Here is a 19,125-nt window from a genome sequence, read left to right as displayed (position 1 = left end):
GCGGGGCGCTACAATTCAAATATACAAGATCGCCGCTGTACAGTATAGGCGAGAGCAGCAAATGTGCACATTGCCGAAACGAAACAGTTTGGCAACATCTCTTCGCTACGAGCAGGTGCCGTAGATCCTGATCGAATGCGCTGCCGGGCGTGCGCTCGGCCAGGTGCTTTTTCTATTATAGCCGGAAATCACGCGTTGCGATGCAGTTTTCTGCGGCATGCGTGCGGGCCGGTGGCACAAGCATCGGTAGCAGGGGCAGAGTGTGGTACGATTGGCGCGTAACGCTCAAGGAGGTTTCGCATGATCGAACAACCACAGCCGGCGGCCCGCCCGCCGCGCCTTGTGTCGCTGGTGATCCGCTGGCTGATCACGACGCTGGCGATTTTCGTGGCCATCTATATTGTGCCCGGCATCACGTTTGCCGGCGAGGGCTGGCAGCTTGGCATTGTGGCGCTGCTGCTGGCGCTGGTGAACATGGCGGTGCGCCCGCTGCTCACACTGCTGACCTGCCCGCTGATTATTCTTACGCTTGGCCTGTTTTCGCTGGTTGTCAACGCCGTGCTGCTCTTGCTGACGGCACAGCTTGCTACCACCCTCGGCGTGAACTTCACAATCACCAGCTTTTTCTCAGCGGTGCTGGGCAGCATCATCATCTCGGTTGTCAGCCTGATCCTCAATATTCTGGCCGGCGAGGTTGCGCGCCCGGTGGTGGTGATCCGCCGCCAGGAATGAAGAAAGAGCGCAGTGGCATGGCCGGCGACCTACTGCTTGGCATCGACGTTGGCACCACCAACTGCAAGGCGCTGATCGCCGACACGGCTGGGCAGGTGCAGGCGCTTGCTGCCGCGCCGACGCCCCTGGTCCGCCCACGACCCGGTTGGGTCGAGCACGATCCACACGCGCTCTGGGCCACGGTTGCCGCGCTGGTTCGGCAGGCGCTGGCCAGGGTGCCACCCGCCAGTGTGCGCGGCGTGGCGGTGGCCAGCATGGCCGAAGCTGGCCTGCTGGTCGACGCGGCCGGCCAGCCGCTCGGCCCAATCATTTCGTGGAACGACAGCCGCAGCGATGCGCAGTTCCAGGCTTGGCTGGCGCGCTTTGGCGCCGATCAGTTTCGCGCGCTGGCTGGCAATCCGCCGAGCCCAATTTTCAGCATCTTCAAGCTGCTCTGGCTGCGCGATGAGCTGCCACAAACGTATGCTGCTGCGGCGCGCTGGCTCCATGTGTCCGACTACATTGCCTTTCGGCTGTGCGGCGCGCAGGCCACCAGCCCGTCGCTCGCCACGCGCACCATGCTGATCGATCTCGCGCAGGGGCGCTGGTCGGGCGAAATTATCGCAGCGGCGGGCCTGCGCGCCGACCTGCTGCCGCCGCTGCTCCCATCCGGCGCGCGCCTCGGGAGCGTAAGCCCAGCCGCCGCAAGCGAAACGGGTTTGCCAGCGGGCATTGCCGTTGGCTGCGGCGGGCACGACCATTCGTGCGGTGCGCTGGCGGCGGGCGTGGTGCGCGGCGGCCTCGCGCTCGATTCCATGGGCACGGCCGAGCCGGCGCTGCTCGCGCTCGATACTTTGCCGCCGCTCAGTGCCGAGCCACCGGGCGGCTCGCTGGGCGCGCATGTCGTCGGCGGGCGCTTCTATATTTCCAAAGGCATTCGCAGCGCGGGTGCGGCAGTGGATTGGGCCGCGCGCATGCTGGGCCTGGGCGCTGCCCCCGCGCTCATGCAAGCGGCGGCGCGGGCACAGCCCGGCGCGGGTGGCGTGCTCTTCCTGCCGCGTCTCGCCCCCGCCGACCGCGGCGGCTGGGTGGGCCTCACCGCCGACGCGGGTGCGGCCGAGCTGGCGCGGGCGGTGCTGGAAGGGCTGGCCTGCGAGTGGCGCGCAAACCTCGAGCGGATCGAGCGCGGCGTGGGGCAGCGCGCCGAGACAATTCGTGCAATTGGCGGCGGCACGCGCGCGGCGCTGTGGTTGCAGATCAAAGCCGACGTGCTGGGCCGCCCGCTGCTTGTGCTCGACCTGCCCGAAAGTGTTGCGCTCGGCGCCGCGCTGCTGGCTGGCGTGGCGGCCGGCCTTTTCGCCAGCGCGGCTGCGGCGGCTGCACAGCTGGCCCTGCCCGCGCGCGAAATCACACCCCATCCTGTGCGCGCCGTTTTCTACGAGCAGCACTACCGCCAACGCTACGCGCGCCTGCCCGATGCGCTGGCGGGGTTGTGATGGGTTCGCAAGTCGCAGGTTTGAATGTTGAAAGTTGCGTTTTCAAGTTCGCGCTAACCTGCAACCTTCAAACTTCCAACCCTCTGCGCTCTTTGCGTTCTTTGCGGTGAAATTTCGTTCGTCAGCCGTCGTTCGCCGCCAACCGCGCTCACGGCATCACCCAGCCGCCATCGATCGCCAGCACATGCCCGGTGATGTACGAAGCTGCCGGCGAAAGCAGAAACGCCACTGCTGGCGCAACTTCCTCGGGCGTGCCGAAGCGCCGCATCGCAATCGCGTCGGTGGCCCACTGGCGCAGCGCCGCCGGGATGGATTCCAGCAGCTCGGTTTCGATGTAGCCGGGCGCGACGACATTGGCCGTAATACCGTCGCCGGCCACCTCGCGCGCCAGCGCCCGCGTCAGGCCCACCAGCCCGGCCTTGGCCGCCGCATAGTTCACCTGCCCAACGTTGCCCGCCAGCCCGGCCAGCGAGCCGATATTGACGATTCGGCCATAGCGGCGGGCGCGCATTGGGGCTAGCGCGGCCTGGCAGCACAGAAACACGCCCGTCAGGTTGGTGTCGATCACGGCGCGCCACTGTTCGGATTTCAGGCGCATCATGGGCGCGTCGGCGGTGATGCCAGCGTTGTTCACCAGCATGTCGAGCTGGCCCCAGCGCTCAAGGCAGGCATCGATCATGCCGGCGACCGCCGTTTGGTCGGCGACATTGGCCGCGTGCGCAAAGGCGCAGCCGCCGCCTGCCTGCACCTGCGCAACAACCGCTTCGGCGGCGGCGGCGTTGGATTGGTAGTTCACAAGCACGCGCGCGCCCTGGCGGGCGAGCTCATACACGATCGCGCGGCCAATGCCCCGCGACCCACCAGTGACAATGGCGACCTGACCAGAAAGCGGCATGGCGTCGGGTTCTCCTTGCTGAGTTGCGTGCTGGATTGTTGGGCAGAAATTCGACCCTGTGTCGATTATACTACGGCTGCCGCTCCCGTCGATACCTGATTATGAAGCTGTGAACAAGTGTTTATTGATCTGGCCGTGCCTGATCATCATTGCTTCACATTCGGGGTGTATTCTCTGATCCGAAGGAAGGGTGTGGTTATCGAATCGGTCGGGCGGCAATGCTGCTCGGCCGGTTTGACTCTGCGGCGGTTGCATGCTGCGCCACTGGCTGCTACAATGCGCGCAGGCCCGCCCGATATACGTACAATGCTTATGTCGCACATTCTGATCGTCGAAGACGAAAGCGAAATCGCTGGCTACCTGCGCCGCGGCCTCGCCTTTGAGGGTTTCAGCGTTGAGATTGCCAGCACTGGCACGGCTGCGCTGACAGCGGCTCGTGAGCGCCCGCCGGATCTGGTGGTGCTCGATATTATGCTGCCGGGCGTCGATGGCCTGGAAGTGGCCCGCCGGCTGCGCGGCGCTTCGGAAGTGCCAATTATTATGCTCACCGCGCGCGACGCCGTGCCCGATCGCGTGGCTGGCCTGGAAGCCGGCGCCGACGATTACCTCGTCAAGCCCTTCGCCTTTGAAGAGCTATTAGCGCGCATTCGCGTGCAGCTGCGCCGCCGCCAGCGCGATGAGCAGCCGGCGGTGCTGCGCTATGGCCCGCTCACGATGGATACTGCCGCGCATGCTACGCAGATCGGCCAGCGGCGCGTCGAGCTGACTGCCAAGGAATACGAGCTGCTTGAGCTGTTTATGCACCACCCTCAGCAGGTGCTGACGCGCGAAGTAATCTACGACCGCGTGTGGGGCTACGATTTCGGCGGCGAAAGCAACATCATCGAGGTGTATGTGCGCTACCTGCGCCAGAAACTCGAAGCCGCCAGCGAGCCGCGCCTGATCCATACGGTGCGCGGCGTGGGCTACATCCTGCGCGAAGACCTCGCCACCCCGGCGTAGGGCGCTTTCAGCGCAGGGGTTGGGAGGTGGGGAATAGGGGTTGGGGATTGCCATACGGCAGTTCCTCTTTGCCGAGATGACGAGCGAATGATCACATGGTATTTCGTCATTCGTCTTTCGTCCTTCGTCTTTCGTCAGAACCAGCTATCGATTTCCAAAAGCGATACTCGCGAAATTTCTCCTCAACATTGCGCAAGTACGTTCCCTGTCACATAGTCGTAATCTCCTGATCTCGGTAGCAATTCTTCCTCCGTGCTATCCTCTTAGCCCATCACTAAGAGGAATGTATGGAGTCGATGAATCTTCCGCCCCGTTCGCCCTGGTTTCATCTTCGCACAATTGGTCTTGTCATTATTTTGGCCAGTGCCGCCGTGCTGCTGTTCTGGTCGGGCCAGCTGGCCGCGATTGCCATGCTGCCGCTGGTGCTGCTGCTGCTGCGCACGCTGGAAGCGCGTGATCGGCGCGCCCAGGCGCTGGCGCGGCGCATTGCCGACGCCGAGCAGACCGAAAAGGTCGAGGTGGCCGACGGCGCGTGGGGCGAGCTTGCCCGCGCCATCAACATGCTTCTGCACGAGCGGCTGGTCGGCCAGCGCATGCGCGATGCCCTGCCCGCCCCCTTGCCGCTTGAAGCCGTGCAGTCGCTGCTGGGCGGCGAGCTGGCTACCGATGGCCGCGCGCGCCGGGTGGCGGTGTTGCTGATCTGCGCGCCAGTGCGCGCCCCCGCTTGGGAGCAGGGCGTGCGCCGCGCTGGCATGGTGGCCTGGCAGGCGCTAGCCAACGCCACGCAGGAGGTAGCGCAGCAGTATGGCGCGCTTCTCCAGCCCTGCGGCGACGCGGTGATGCTGGTGTTTGGCGCGTTCGACGAGCGCCCGCTGCCCGAGGCGCTGCGCGATGCCCAGGCCGCCGCCGAGCAGATCGAGCAGGGCTGGCGCGCCGGCTATCCGGGTGGCAACCCACTGGCGCTGGCGCTGGCTGGCGGCTATGCGCTGGCGGCCGCGCTGCCCGGGCTGGGCTTCTGCGTAGTTGGCACCCCCGTCGAGCAGGCGGTGAGCTTGCAGCAGCTGGCGCTGCGCGCGCGGCGCTTCGGCCTGATCTGCAGCGAAGAGGCCTACCAGGCGCTGCGGCGCGAACCGGGCGCGGCCTGGCAGCCCACCGATCTGCGCGTCGCGCAGGCGAACCGCCCGCCGCAGGTGGTGTATCGATGGGGCGGCGCACCGTAGTGCGGGGGTACGAACGATTTCGCGAAAGCAATAAGCCGATCGATTGAGCCACCGAGCGCACAGAGGTCATGGAGTTTTGTTTCACCTCCGTAACCTCTGTGAACTCTGTGGCCCGATTCTTTTGCGCCCGGCACGAGCTGCACTATAATAGAGTGCAGTTATTCGGCGGCAGCGCGCAAACGCGTGCGGGCCATCAGCGTGAAAGAACATCCATGCCTGTGCCTTTTCTTGCAGCGCGCTGGTCGAACCTGTTTCTGCTCACCTACGCCGTGCCGCCCGAGCTGCTCGAACCCCGCCTCGCTCCCGGCCTCACGCTCGATATGCGCGACGGCCAGGCCTTTGTGAGTCTGGTGGCGTTTGATTTCCTCGACACGCGTGTGCTGGGTGTACCGTGGCCCGGTTTTCGCAACTTTGCCGAGCTGAACCTGCGCTTCTACGTGCGGCGCGGCGCCGAGCGCGGCGTGATGTTTGTGCGTGAGTTTGTGCCGCAGCATCTGGTGGCCTGGGTGGCGCGCACACTCTACAACGAGCCCTACCGCGCCGCGCCGCTCCGGAGCGCCACACGCATGCAGCCCGGCCAGCTCACAATCGAGCACACGCTGCGCTGGGCCGGCGCGACCCACACAATCACCGCCACTGGCGCAACGCCCGCGCACATGCCGCCCGAAGACAGCGCCGAACACTTCTTCAAAGAGCACCAGTGGGGCTACGGGCGCACGCGTGGTGGCCGCCTGCTGCGCTACCAGGTGCGCCACCCCTTCTGGCAAACCTACCCTGTGCTTTCCTACCGCATCGACCTCGATTGGGCCAGCGTGTATGGCCCGGAATGGGCGCTGCTGGCGCGCCTGCAGCCTTACTCTGCTGTGCTGGCGGTCGGCTCGCCAGTGCAGGTGTTTTTCGGCGGCACGCCAAACGCCTAATGCGCCGCTTCGCTCCGGCGGCATCATTTCTGCGACCCCTCCTCGTATCCCCAACCATACACTGGCGGTATAACCCTCACACGCCAGCGGGTATTGATTCTTATCACACAACAGCGTGCGAGCCATGATGCTCCTGCGGTGGATTGCGCCTGGTATGGCGCGCATTTCTATGAATGGTGGCGAACGGCATGCCAGTGAAGTGGCGCGCCCAACGCACCTGTGCGCTCTGCTTGCCCAAGCAGATTCTGCGGGCCACAGCGTTGAGTCTGCCCATGTGTAAGCACCGCACCAGCCCCATTGAAGAATGCGAAAGCTTTGAAATACTGGAAGGGCGAAAGCAGGAGGGAAAACGTCGTTAAAAATACAATGATGACAGACCCGAAATGTAGCGCGTGTTAAGCAAAAAGTGTGCCACAAAAAGAAAAAGTTTTCTCTCACGTGACTCAAAAATGTAGTAATACAAAGCGTATTATTTCGTAAGAATAATTTATTCCAGTGCGGTAAAGTAGGAATGCGCTGCACTTGATGCCAGAATACTACCAGCCTCGGCGAAAATAATTGCTTAACATTGAAAGCTATCTTTTCCGTTATGCGAAGCTATCGTGGCGTCACGAAATATTCATCTCCAACCGGCATAGTATCGGTATTCATTCAATACCTTGGGAGCCACTGTGTGGGCGCCGTTGGGCTGCGAACAAGCGGCACGCCTGGGCGTTAGCCTGCCCAAAATGTGGCCCGGTTGCATTGTCTTGGTGGGGTGCGTGGGGCGGACTGCAGCCACTCCTCAAATACTTTTTCCACCAATCCGTATTACGCAAAACATCCTGACACACGATTTGGTGATTCAAATTTGGAGGGGTTCCTGTGAAATTGACACATTTTGCGCCGCAACGTTTCTGGCGCATGCTCCTGGCCTTTGGCTTTTTAGTTGCGCTTGCGCTGCCACAATTCGAACATCTGCCCCAGGCGCAGGCCAGCGTTGCGCCCGCACCTGCTGCCATTGGCGACCCACGCGCCACCACCGGCGAATGGGGCGCGACTATCAACTGGAACATTTTTGGCAAGCACATGGCGATGCTGCCCAACGGAAAAGTGCTGGCCTGGCCTACCGGTCAGGACGCCTTTGTGTGGGACCCGGTCACGAACACAAAAACGGCGGTGCCCGCCAACTTTGGCGACCTGCACTGCGCGGCCCAAACATTTCTGGCCGATGGCCGCGTGATCGTTGCCGGTGGCGTGATCGTTTCGCCGCACGATGGCATCACCGTCACGGCAATTTTCGACCCAGCCACCAACGTCTGGTCGAATGTGCAGCCGATGCACTACCCGCGCTGGTATGGCACCACCACGCGCCTGGCCGATGGCCGCATTCTGGCCAGCTCGGGCGATATGCCTGGCGGTGGGCGCGCAAACATCCCCGAAATCTACGACCCAACGACCGATACATGGACAATGATGCCCAATAGTGCCTCGAAGGACCTGGGCCTGTATCCGCAGATGTTCCTTCTGCCCAGCGGCAAGGTCTACAAGGCCGGCACCTCGGCCAGCACCTTCCAGCTCGATATGAATGCCGGCACCTGGTCGAATGGCCCAACCAACGCCTTCGGCAGCAGCGGCTACGCCGAGTCGTCGGCGATGTACGGCATTGGCAAGATCATCCGCTCGGGCGGCGGCGACCCCTCGATCGCCAATGCCGCGATTATTGACATGACGGCTGCTACCCCGCAGTGGAAGCAGATCGCATCGATGAACTTCCCGCGCCGCCGCCACAACATGGTCATTCTGGCCGATGGCGAAGTGATGGCGGTGGGTGGCACGCGCTCGGCCGACGACCTGGGCGATGGCATTACCACCGGCGCGATATACGAAGGCGAAATCTGGAACCCCGACACCGAGCAGTGGAGCGTGACGGCCAAAATGACCAACGACCGCATGTACCACTCGGCGGCGATCCTGCTGCCCGACGGGCGCGTGCTGACCGCTGGCGGCGAGTACAATGGCCGCTACAACGCCCAGATCTTCTCGCCGCCCTACCTGTTCAAGGGCGCGCGCCCAGGCATCGCCAGCTCGCCCGAGTCGGTTGGTTACGGCGCGGGCTTCAACCTCGACGTAAACATTACCGACGGCTCGACCATCCAGGGCGTGGCGCTGATCGGCCTGAACGCCGTGACGCACGCCTTCGACCACAACCAGCGCTACGTCCCGCTGAGCTTCTCGCAGTCGGATAGCACGCTGAGCGTGGTGGCCCCGGCCAATGGCAACATCGCCCCGCCCGGATACTACCAGCTGGTGGTGAAAGACAGCAAGGGCGTGCCTTCGGTGGCGAAAATCATTCGCGTCGACTCGACCGCGAACCTGCAGCCCGGCACCCTTACCGGCAAAGTCACCGACGCGAATGGCAACCCGGTCAGCGGCGTGAGCGTTTCCTACGCGGGCGGCTCGACCACCACCGACGGCAATGGCGACTACACCCTCACCGACATCAACCCGGGCGAAATTCTGCTGACCTTCAGCAAGAGCGGCCTGGCCACGGTGAAGAAAACCCAGCCGGTTGGCGGCGGCGCCACGGTGACGCTGAATCTCAAAATGACTCCGCCCGGCACGATCACGGGCAAAGTCACCAACAGCGAAAACGGCCAGGGCATTGGCGGCGCGATTGTGACCTATGTCGGCGGCTCGGCCACCACCGCGAACGACGGCACCTACACGATCAGCAACGTGCCTTCGGGCGACCAGACGCTGAGCGCTTCGGCAATTGGCTACAACAGCAGCGCCGACCAGGCGGTGGTTGTGCCGGCGAATGCCACCACCACAGTCAACATCCCGCTGGTTCCCAAACCAACCTTTGTGGCCGGTGAAGCGCACGACAGCGTCACGCTGACGGTTGTGGGCGACGCAACGGTGCAGATTGGCCCCTACACCACCACCACCGACAACACTGGCCGCTACCTGCTCGACGTGCCACCCGGCACCTATGAGATGACCGTGAGCAAGGCGGGTTACAAAGACTATGTGAACCCGTCGGTGGTCGTGACCTTCGGCTCGTACACTGCCGTCGACCCGGTGATGGTGCCGATCAACGCGCCAACCATCTTCAACCCGGCGGCCGACACCTACGTCTCCACCGCAGCGCCAACCAAGAACTATGGCTCGGATGCGGCCCTGCGCGTGAATGGCGGCGGCACCAGCTATACCAGCTACATGCGCTTCAATGTCGCGGGTATGGACACGGGCGTGCAGAGCGCCAAGCTGCGCGTGTACGTCACCGATGCCAGCGCGAAGGGTGGCAATGTCTACCTGGCGGGCAACACCTACGCCGATGGCTCAGGCCCGTGGACGGAAAGCGGCGTCACGCTGAATAATGCCCCGGTGGTCGGCGCAACGACAATCGCCAGCAACATCACCGCTGCCGCGCTCAACACCTGGGTCGAGTTTGACGTGACCAGTGCCGTGCAGGATAACGGTGTCTTCAACTTCGCACTGAAGACAACAGCCACCGACTCGCTGCGCTACAGTTCGCGCGAAGGCACTAACGCCCCGCAGCTGGTTGTGACGCCAAAGGTACTCCCACCACCGACGATCAGCAGCTTTGTGCCGGTGAGTGGCCCGGTTGGCACGCCTGTGACGATTGCGGGCACGAACCTGAACCATGTCACTGCCGTGACATTCAACGGCACGCCGGCCACAATCAGCTCGAAGAGCGACACACAGCTGCATGTGGTGGTGCCAACCGGCGCAAGCACCGGCGTGATCGGGCTGGCCGCGCCGAACGGCAGCGTCAGCTCGGCCAGCAACTACACCGTCACCGCGCCCGCCCCCGACCTTTCGGTCAGTGGCTTCAGCCCGGCAAGCGGCCCAGCCGGCACCGAAGTGACGATCAATGGCGCTGGTTTTGTGGCGGTGACGGGCGTACTGTTCAATGGCAAACCCGCCAGCAGCGTCACGGTCGACTCGGCCACGAAGCTGCGCGCAGTGGTGCCGGCTGGCGCGACCAGCGGCAAAATCACGGTGGTGACGACAACCAGGCAAGCGCCAAGCGCGGCCAGCTTCGTGGTCACGAAGGTGACAACTTCCGTCAATACGGTGTTCATCCCGATCAGCACCAACAAAGCGGCCCTGACGGGCGAGCGCGCAAGTGCTCAGTACAGCGCGCTTACCACCGACGAATGGCAATTCACCGTAGGCTCGAAGGTCTTCCTGTGCAAGCTTGGGCTTGAGTAACCGCCACATCGGCCGGCGGCCCGGGTAACACCTGGGCCGCCGGCGCCCGCAGACCCGCTGGAGCATCGTGCTGGAGCGGGAAGAAATATTTTTATTATGAACGAACACAACTCGATCAGCCGGCGCGCATTCCTGAAACGCGCAGCCGGCATTGCAATCGGCACCATCAGCGCGCGCGGCATCTACGGCATGCTCGGCACCGCCGCCGCCTTCGAGCGGCCCGCCCTCGCAACGCCAGCCACTCGCACACGCGAACAATACCTGGTCGACGATGTTGCCACGGTTGTCGATAATGGCGTGCAGGTGCTGCTGCCGCCGCTCTACCACGAAATTATTACCGCCAAGCTGGCATTCGACCCCGACCCTGCCACGCTGTTCCGCGCGCAGGCACGGCTCGAACAGGCTTTGCAGCTGGTCGAAGCGCCCTACGCGCCCACGCCCGCCGGCCTCACGCTGGTGGTGGGCTGGGGTTTGCCCTACTTCCGCAAGCACCTGCCCGCCGCGCTGGTCGATCGCTTCATGCCAATCGACCTGAAATACTCGGCAGCGAGCGGGCAGCGCCAGCCCGTGCTGCTTGACGCCATGCGCTTCCCCGGCGACCGCGACGAAATGCTGGTCGAGCAGAACGCAGTGATGTTCCTGATGCGCAGCGACAGCCAGTCGATTATTGCTGGTGCCGAGCGCGCGCTGTTCGAGGACGAAACGAGCCCGGCGTATATCGGCGACCTGTTTATGCTGACGAGTGTGCGCAAAGGCTTTGTTGGGCGCGGCTTTGGCTCGCGCAGCATCGCCAAGCAGCTGGCACTCGCCGCCAGCATCCCCGGCGCGGATCAAATCCCCGACAATGCTCAGCTGATGATGGGCTTCACAAGCACGCAGCACGGCGCGCTTGCGCCCGGCAACCTGGTGAACTTCGAAACACTGCCCGGCATCACCGATCAGCAGCTTACCAGCTACTTCGCGGGCGGATGCACCATGCATCTCTCGCAGCTCTTCACCGACCTGGCGCAGTGGTATGGCCGCTTCACGCCGTCCGAGCGTGTGGCGCGCATGTTCTCGCCGCGCACCATTGCCGAGCCCGGCGTTGTGACGATCCCGAACGACAAGAGCCACCGCTCGCAACCATCCGACGTGGCTGGCGACGCCACCACCTACCAGGTGCTTGGCCATAACGCGACAATCCAGCAGGCCAATCGCCTGAGCGCCAACACCACCGACCGCTACGGGCGCGTGTGGGCGGCCGGCACACCGATCTCGCTGCGCGACGACTTCAACACGCTCGATAATCCGTTTGCGTGGACATCGAACCCCGACCTCGACCAGTACAGCGAGCGCCCGGCGGCGGGTTTGCACTTTGTGTCATTTATGGCGACGAGCCAGCAGTTTCATGCGATGCGATTGGCCATGGCGGGCGTGATGCCAAACGGCACGAACCTGCGCGAAGCACCGTATAGCATCAGCGACGCGAACAATGGCATCAACCAGGTGATTCGTGCCCTGCATCGCCAGAACTTCCTGATCCCGCCACGCAATCACCGCTCGTTCCCGCTGGCCGAACTGCAAGATGGCATCGAGCGCTTGTTTGTGCCGCTGGCGGGGGCTTCGTAGTGCGCTTTCAGCGTAGGGGTTGGGAGACGGGGAATAGGGATTGGGGATTGCAATGCTGAGCTTTTTCCTGATTTCCGCATTGCTTTCTTGATAGTGGACGAACGCCTTCTACAGTTCTTCGCCGAACTGGAGTTGGTTGGAAATCTGAGGGATGCGCCCGTGCGAGGCCAGGCCATCGGCGGCGCGCGTGGTTTCGGGGAGGCGATATTTGGTGAGGCAGGCCATCACAAAGCGCACAGCACTTTCCATGCTCACGCGGTGGCCGGGCGAAACATACAGCGGCTTGGTGCCAGCACGCGAGCGCAGCACCACGCCAATCTGCTCGCCGCGATGCATCAGCGGCACGGTTGCGCCGCGCTCGTCGGGCAGGGGCGCGTGGCGGCCGGTCAGCAGCGATTTCGCGCAGCCGACGGAGGGCAGGTTGGCCAGCAACCCGACATGGCTGGCAATGCCAAAGCGGCGCGGGTGCGCAATGCCCTGGCCATCGCAGATCAGCAGGCTTGGCCGCACGCGCAGCTGCGCCAGGGCTTCGAGCACGGCTGGCGTTTCGCGGAAAGATAGAAAGCCCGGCACATACGGGAAGCTGGTGGGGTGGCGGGCGACGGTGTAATCAACCGGGCGAAGGGAAGGGAATTCCAGCACCACAATCGCGGCGCGGGCGATGCCGTGGCTTTCGGGCGCGGCGGGGTCGGGCTCGTAGCCCGCGTCGACGCCAGCAACCGTCTCGATCGCGCCAAAGTCGTCGTGCGTTACCACCTGCGGGGCAAGCTGGCGCTGAATCTCCAGCGCTTCTTCGAAGGTTGTTGGCCATTCCATATCGTGCTGCATAAAAAGTGCTGAGTGTTGAGGAAAGCGTAACTCAACACTCAGCACTCAGGATTCAAAATTAATCCGAATAGCGCTCTTCCAGCCAGGGATCGGCGTTGTTGTTGTAGCCGTAGCGCTCCCAGAAGCCAAGCTGGTCTTCCGACAGGAACTCAATGCCGCGCAGCCACTTCGCGCTCTTCCAGAAATACTTCTTCGGCACGAACGAGCGCAGCGGGTAGCCATGCTCGGGCGTCAGCTCCTGGCCATCGAACTTGTAGGCCAGCATTGCCTCATCCTCAAGCATAATTTCCAGCGGCACATTCGCGGTGAAACCCTGCTCGCAGTGGAACAGAATGAACTTGGCGCTGGGCTTGAGCGCCGGGATGTGCTTCAAAAACTCGGTGAACTTCACGCCCTGCCAGCGGGTGTCGAGCTTGCTCCAGCGCGTCACGCAGTGGATGTCGGTTGTAACCTCGGTGGTGGGCAGGGCGCGAAACTCCGCGAACGAAAAGCGCGCCGGGCTTTCGATCTCGCCCCACACGCGCAAATCCCAGGTGTTCTCAAGGTCGCGATAGTTGGGCACGCTGCCATAGTGCAGCACCGGGAACTTCTCGGTCAGGTACTGTCCGGGCGGCACGCGATCCTCGACCTCGGGCGTGGTGCGGTCGTATTTTTTGCGAAATGCGTTGAACATGCTGAGCGGCTCCTTTATGAACTACGCCGGTATGGGCCAGTGGCACTCTATTGTCTCATATTCTTGGCAAATGTTACACCAAAGAATACGAATTGAAGCAGCAATTCAGATGTTGCGATTCATAGCAAAGCGCGATCCGTGGGCTGCCCCACGGATCGCGCTGGTGGCCTGCGTGTGTTGCGAGCCGAGTATCTGTAATGAAGCTGCGCCGCAGAAATTGTGATCAGAGAAGCTGAAGCTCAAAGCCGGAATGCCAGGTTTTCGCGCGCCGATAGCGGGCATAGCTGGCAATATCGTGCAGCACGCCCTGGATCTTGTCGCGCTCGAATGGTTCGTTGTAGCTTTGGGCCAGGCTAACCAGTGCCGCCACGCGCTCGGCGCGCGGACGGTAGCCATACACAGGCTCGGCGCCGCTGGCGGTTTCGCTGAGAATGCCATCCTCGGCCAGCTCGTGCAGTGCTTCGCGCAGGCTCCAGATATCGCGGTAGATGCGGTTGGCAAGCTCGCTGGCGCTGCCGTGCAGCTGGGGATTTTCATGAAACAAGAGGCAAAGCTGCAATTTGATCGGCGAGTCGATCACCTGCTCAAGCAGGTGCTGGATGCATGTGTCGAGCATCGACATTCTCCTTCTGAGGTCTGCATTGACCTCTGCGCACGCCCTCAACCGTAGGCGAAGCAAAGCTTCTCCATACGACGCAAGAAGCTTACCATTGGGTAGATTGGGTTGGAATTCACTGGTAGGGATGGGATGCGGCGGCGGCACGGGCGCGCATTTCGGGGAATTATACTATATTATTCTTCCACATGGGAGTCCTTTTTTACCGTTTTTTGAAAAGATTTTTGCTGCGAAATATTTTTCGGAGCTTTACACGCTGGTGAAAAAATGGTATAGTGCCTGTGCACAGATTACCGGCGACGCCTGCCGACACTGCTGGCAACCGAAGCCTGCCTCAACTATGAGGCGGGTTTTTTTGCAAACGAGGAGAATGAGATGGTCAAGCGCGAGTTTTTAACTGAAAACCTGGCTTGCCCTGAGTGCGGTGCCAGGCTGACGCAGGAGCGCGATCTGTTTTACTGCAAGGAGCATGGCGCGTTTTTTCAGTATAGCCCGCAGTTGCTGATGCGGGCACCCGCTTCGGCAAGCAAGAATTCCGACGCATTGCTGCCCTGGGAGACGCGTGCAAAGCGCACGTAATGCTGCGCCTGCGATTGTTTATTAAAAAGCCGCGGTAGCGTTGCGCTGCCGCGGCCTATTTTTACCAGCCGTTTCCACCACCACCGCCGCCGCCCCATCCGCCACCACCGCCGCCGCCACCGCTCCAGCCCCCGCCGCCTCCGCCGCCCCATCCGCCGAAGCTGCCGCCGCCACTGCTCCATCCACCACCACTACTGCCGCCACTGCTGCCGCCCCAGCCACCGCCGCCATGGTGGCGGCCACCATGCCCGCGCCGCCCGCCACCGCCACCGCTGAGCATCGAGCCGATCAATGCGCCCGCCAGCACATCGTCGAGCTGGTCGCGCTGCTGGGCGTTTTGCGCGCGGCGGATCTGTTCGGTGAGCAAGGTGTCGGCGCGCTCGGCGGCGCTGCGGGCCTGCTGGGCGTTGCGAAGTGCTTCGCGCAGGCGGTTTTCGGTGCGCGGGTTGCCAATCGCGTCAAGCTCTGCGCGGGCGGCCTGGATCAGGCTGCCCGCGTCGGATGGGCTGGCCAGGTAGTTGGCGTAGGTACTGTAGCGCTGTTCCGCCTGAGCCAGCGCCCGCTCGGCCCCCTCGACCTCGCGGGCGAGCTGGTGGCGCAGCTGGTCGACGCGCTGGAAGGCTTCGTAAAGCGTTTCGTACAGTTGCTCGGCGTGCTGGGCTACGCTGGTGTAGCGCCCAACGGCGTCGCGCAGACTGTTGGCGCGCGCGGTTTCTTCGTTGCGCTCGGCTGCCTGGAGCGCGGCGTAGGCGGCCTGAAGTTCGGCCTGAAGCGCGGCCAGCCGCTCGGGCGCGTCCCCTGGCAGGTCGTTTTCGTGCAAGCCGAGGAACTGGTTGATCTTCTGGACCTCGCCAGCGGCAAGCTGCTGGGCACGCTGCGCCTGCTCGCGCAAGGCGTTCATCGCCGCAACCTCGCCGCGGGCATTGGCAATCGCCTCGTCGGCCAGCCGGTTCGCTTCCAGCGCCTGCTTGACGATGGTGAGCCAGTTCGGGCGGGGTTGCTGCAGCTCGGCGCTGGCCTCCTTCAGCAGCGCGCCAGCCTGGGCCAGTGCCTGCTCGGGGTTCTTGCCGACATCCGGGTCGTTGCTGCGCACATACTGCCAGCCCGCGTCGAAATCGGCCTGCGCGGCAGCAAGCTCGGCGCGGGCAGCGTCGCGCGCGGCCTGGAGGTCTTTCAGGCGCTGCACAATCGTGTCGAGCAGGGTGCGCGCAAAGCTCAGGCGCTCTTCGGCTGCGTCGAGGTCGCTCTTTGCGCCGGCAAAATCCTGCTGCTCCATGGTGTTGCGCTCGGCAGCGCGCTCGATCAGCGCATTAGCCTGCGCGGCGGCTTCTTCCGCCTCGCTGCCATTGCCGCGAATGTCGCTCCATGTCGCCTCGGCAAAATCATCCACCTGCTCGAAGGTGGCGCGCCCCTGGCCGATGTATTCGGCCACACTGGCGGCTTCGGCGCGCACAGGCTCGAAGCGCGCGGCGTTTTCGCGCTCCAGCGCGGGCATGCCACCGCCACGGGCCACGCCTTCGGCGCGGGCGGTTTCGGCACCATCGAGCAGCTCGCGAGCCTGGGCGCTGTCGTGTTCGAGCGCGGCGGCGGCCTGTGCTAATACTGCTTCGGCGCGGGCAAATGCCGCCAGCCCGCCGTCGATGCGGTAGCCCTGTGCGGCAACCTTTTCCGCCGCCGCGCGCCCGGCCGAAATGCCTTCGTGAATGTCGGTGTAGCGCGCCAGCGTGCGCGCCAGGTCGTCGATGGTGGCTGACGCCGCCCCCGCGGCCGCAATGGCCTCGGCGGCGCGATGCTCGGCCAGCAGCCCTTCGGCGTGCGCTACCGCTTCCGCCAGCGGCGCCAGGATGGCCTGGGCGTTGGGGAAGTCGGGGCCAAGCGCATCGAGCTGTGCGGCGGCGTCAGCCAGTGCTTTTTTTGGGCGGTCGATTTCGGCGGGCGCGCTGGCGTTGAGCTGATCGAGCTCGCTGCGGCGAGCCTCGGCCTGGGCAAGCTGCTCGCGCGCAGCCCCGGTCTGCTGGGCGGCGGCGTCGTAGCGCTGCGCGACTTGCGCATACTGCTCGGCGTTTGGCGCTCCCGTGGCGGCTAGAGTTTCGCCAGCGGCGTCGAACTGCTCTTGTGCCTGGACGAACTGCTGCTCAGCGGCGCGCTGCCAGCCTGCAATTTGCGCGACATCGGCCGGCGCGTAGGAAATCGCATCGTACTGGGCTTTTTCGCGGGCGTCTTTCAGCAGTTGCCCGAAGTCGGCAATGGCAGCGCCAGCGCGCTTGCGGGCATCTTCGGCGCCCTGGCGGGCCTGCGCCAGCGCCTGCGCGGCTGAGCGACGCTTGCCCATGCTGCGCAGCACCAGCGGCACGCCAATCACCAGCAGCGCCACCACCACAATCGCAATCGCAATCGGCGCGAGGCTGATCGGCGCGCCGGGCGGGTTATTGATCGCGTCAACCGTGCCATTGATGCCTGCGACCAGCCCGTCGGTGATATTACCGCGCGCCATCTGCGGGATCATGTCGTTGTTGGCGATATTCTGGTAGGTCGGCCCGAGGGTGGCGTTCCAATCGGCACCATAGTAGATGAACACATTGCGCCGATCCAGCGACACGAGGTAGATAATGGCGCTGGGCTCAAGCGGGCTGGACTGAATGCCGTTGGCCTGGAGTTTCTGGCTGGCATAGGCCTGCGGGTCACTGCCGGTCTGGTCGGTCACCAGCACCACAACAGTGGCATTTTTGCTGGTGAGGCTTTGCGCAGCGCGGCGCACGCTGGCCTGATCAATGCCGCCGGTGCTGTCGTCGATCACCACGCGGCCCTGCGCAAAAGCGAGCATTGGCAGGGCCAGCAGCAGCGCCAGTGCAGCCAGCGCAATATAACGGAAGGTATGTCTCACGCGTCACTCTCCTCGTCGTGCGAGTACGTGCGCGTTGCAGGATACCATAAAACCATCGGCTCCGGGCGCGCAATAAAAGCGCCGGGACGACATTCGCCCCGGCGCTCTCGAGGGTGGTAAACGTAGGCTAGCCTTGCACCTTGAGGTTATAGGTGTATGGACTGACGAAGGGATCGCGCCCAACTACCCAGATATACAACCGCTGCGATGAAGGGCTGGTATATTCTAAATGCTCCGCCAGGCCGGTATTATTTTGGCTTAGTGCGAGCGCCTGATCTGATGTCGCGCTATAGAGGTAGAGATCGTAATCATTTTTGCCGAAGTTACTGAGATCAACAGTCAGCTTCTGGTTGGCGTTGACATCAACCGCATAGAAGTCTGAAGTGTCGTCGACGCGCTGCTGATGCAAAGAACCCTGGCAAACAACGCCAAATTGCGTAATCTGCTTAGCTTGGGCCTTATTATCATTTGGTTCGCCATCAGGGCAGGATATTACCGATGGTGCCGTATATTTGCGCGACATAGGCACATATACTTTCACTTCTGGTGAACCACTAGGTTTAGTCTCAAGAATAAGCGCCAGATAATCAACTGCGAATCCGACACCGCGATTTGAGTCGCCATCGCTCGCAAACTCCATAGAAAGATAGACATTCTTGGAATTAAAGAGAGCGAGCGGTATCTTTGTCAGGTCAAGTTGGTTCTGGTAGTGCTTATCCGAAAAATTACCACAAGAAAAGAAACCGTAGTGCGTTGTTATGTCGGAACTGATGCCAGCACCAACGAAAAGAATGTCGTCGATGTTAGTGCACGATCCGCCGCCATTGTATTCGCTTCTGCCAGTGAAATGATACACAAGACTACCACTCACATATTGGGTTAAATCAAATGGCCCAACCACGCCAGTTGATAATGCGTTTACAGGGTAGTTGCTTGAGCATCCGCGTGACGAACCTTTACCACCACCGCCAGTTGAGAAGGCGGCATACTTCCCCTGAAACACATAGCAAGTTCGTTTTCCCCACAAATATTCGCCCCCATCAGTGGAACTTTCATCAACCAGCGACCAGTACGAAGGCCAATCGCCTTCGAAATTCTCGTAAATTGTGAATGTGCTGGCCGGGGCAACTGTGGTCGCAGGCATTTTTCCGCCGTTGAGCACAGTGGCAAAGCGTGCTCCATTATCTACTTGTGCCGGGGCAGCATCAGCAGGCTGGGGGGCGGGGGCGGGTTGTGCTGTTTCGGCTGGTGTTGGCTGATTCGACAGGGTGGCTTTGCCAAAAGTCTGGGCATATTTGCCAGTTGCTTGCGCTGAACCGCCAGCAGCTATAACCATGAGTAAGCAGAAAATGCCTATGAGCTTGATGATAAAATGCCGTCTTCTCATTGCTCCCATCCTTGCTGTTGATAACTGGAATAGCTCGCCAACCGGCGATTCTGGTAATGAGGCAACCACGCAGGTAGTATGCGCT

Annotated in this window: 14 protein-coding genes; 8 read left to right on the top strand and 6 right to left on the bottom strand. The window is 62.6% G+C overall.

What is annotated here, in order from left to right:
• Positions 1–300 precede the first annotated feature (300 nt).
• Entirely contained in the window at positions 301–732 is a 432-nt protein-coding gene (locus M1P90_RS14380) for a phage holin family protein (RefSeq protein WP_483703326.1), read from the top strand.
• Between the two features lie 17 nt (positions 733–749).
• On the top strand, positions 750–2,207 hold the full coding sequence (locus tag M1P90_RS14375; RefSeq protein WP_483703325.1) for an FGGY-family carbohydrate kinase: 1,458 nt from the start codon (positions 750–752) through the stop codon (positions 2,205–2,207).
• A gap of 148 nt (positions 2,208–2,355) precedes the next feature.
• Here M1P90_RS14375 and M1P90_RS14370 read toward each other — a convergent pair whose 3' ends face one another.
• Positions 2,356–3,102 carry a 3-oxoacyl-ACP reductase family protein gene (locus M1P90_RS14370; RefSeq protein ID WP_483703324.1) on the bottom strand — a complete coding sequence of 249 codons (747 nt, stop codon included), beginning with the start codon at positions 3,100–3,102 and terminating at the stop codon, positions 2,356–2,358.
• Positions 3,103–3,414: 312 nt separating this feature from the next.
• On the opposite strand from M1P90_RS14370, the gene M1P90_RS14365 reads away from it, so the two are divergent.
• The 5 genes from M1P90_RS14365 to M1P90_RS14345 all read left to right on the top strand — a co-directional run bounded on the left by M1P90_RS14365 (position 3,415) and on the right by M1P90_RS14345 (position 12,073).
• Positions 3,415–4,104: a response regulator transcription factor gene (locus M1P90_RS14365; RefSeq protein ID WP_483703323.1), complete on the top strand. Its 690-nt coding sequence runs from the start codon at positions 3,415–3,417 to the stop codon at positions 4,102–4,104.
• 287 nt (positions 4,105–4,391) lie between these two features.
• Positions 4,392–5,324, top strand: coding sequence for a hypothetical protein (locus M1P90_RS14360; protein ID WP_483703322.1), 933 nt, complete (start codon positions 4,392–4,394; stop codon positions 5,322–5,324).
• A 212-nt stretch (positions 5,325–5,536) separates the two neighbouring features.
• On the top strand, positions 5,537–6,244 hold the full coding sequence (locus tag M1P90_RS14355; RefSeq protein WP_483703321.1) for a YqjF family protein: 708 nt from the start codon (positions 5,537–5,539) through the stop codon (positions 6,242–6,244).
• A gap of 864 nt (positions 6,245–7,108) precedes the next feature.
• Positions 7,109–10,465: a carboxypeptidase regulatory-like domain-containing protein gene (locus tag M1P90_RS14350; protein ID WP_483703320.1), complete on the top strand. Its 3,357-nt coding sequence runs from the start codon at positions 7,109–7,111 to the stop codon at positions 10,463–10,465.
• A gap of 96 nt (positions 10,466–10,561) precedes the next feature.
• The gene (locus M1P90_RS14345; protein WP_483703319.1) at positions 10,562–12,073 is read left to right on the top strand and encodes a DUF7405 family protein; all 1,512 of its coding nucleotides are present in this window, start codon (positions 10,562–10,564) and stop codon (positions 12,071–12,073) included.
• 108 nt (positions 12,074–12,181) lie between these two features.
• On the opposite strand, the gene nfi is transcribed toward M1P90_RS14345, so the two are convergent.
• The 3 genes from nfi to M1P90_RS14330 all read right to left on the bottom strand — a co-directional run bounded on the left by nfi (position 12,182) and on the right by M1P90_RS14330 (position 14,190).
• Complete coding sequence (nfi, locus tag M1P90_RS14340) at positions 12,182–12,889, bottom strand: deoxyribonuclease V (RefSeq protein ID WP_483703318.1); 708 nt, start codon at positions 12,887–12,889, stop codon at positions 12,182–12,184.
• A gap of 70 nt (positions 12,890–12,959) precedes the next feature.
• Positions 12,960–13,574, bottom strand: a complete 615-nt coding sequence (locus M1P90_RS14335) for a sulfite oxidase-like oxidoreductase (RefSeq protein ID WP_483703317.1) — start codon at positions 13,572–13,574, stop codon at positions 12,960–12,962.
• A gap of 223 nt (positions 13,575–13,797) precedes the next feature.
• Positions 13,798–14,190 carry a hypothetical protein gene (locus tag M1P90_RS14330; RefSeq protein WP_483703316.1) on the bottom strand — a complete coding sequence of 131 codons (393 nt, stop codon included), beginning with the start codon at positions 14,188–14,190 and terminating at the stop codon, positions 13,798–13,800.
• A gap of 375 nt (positions 14,191–14,565) precedes the next feature.
• Between M1P90_RS14330 and M1P90_RS14325 the strand changes: the two genes are divergently transcribed.
• The gene (locus M1P90_RS14325; protein WP_483703315.1) at positions 14,566–14,769 is read left to right on the top strand and encodes a hypothetical protein; all 204 of its coding nucleotides are present in this window, start codon (positions 14,566–14,568) and stop codon (positions 14,767–14,769) included.
• Between the two features lie 61 nt (positions 14,770–14,830).
• Here the strand turns inward: M1P90_RS14325 and M1P90_RS14320 are convergent, their stop codons facing one another.
• Complete coding sequence (locus M1P90_RS14320) at positions 14,831–17,653, bottom strand: TPM domain-containing protein (RefSeq protein WP_483703314.1); 2,823 nt, start codon at positions 17,651–17,653, stop codon at positions 14,831–14,833.
• Between the two features lie 127 nt (positions 17,654–17,780).
• Entirely contained in the window at positions 17,781–19,040 is a 1,260-nt protein-coding gene (locus tag M1P90_RS14315) for a PPC domain-containing protein (protein ID WP_483703313.1), read from the bottom strand.
• Between the last annotated feature and the right edge of the window lie 85 nt (positions 19,041–19,125).

Source organism: Kouleothrix sp. 19917 (assembly GCF_057073505.1).
The sequence above is the reverse complement of the archived record's forward strand: the minus strand, read 5'-3'. Positions and strand labels throughout refer to the sequence as shown.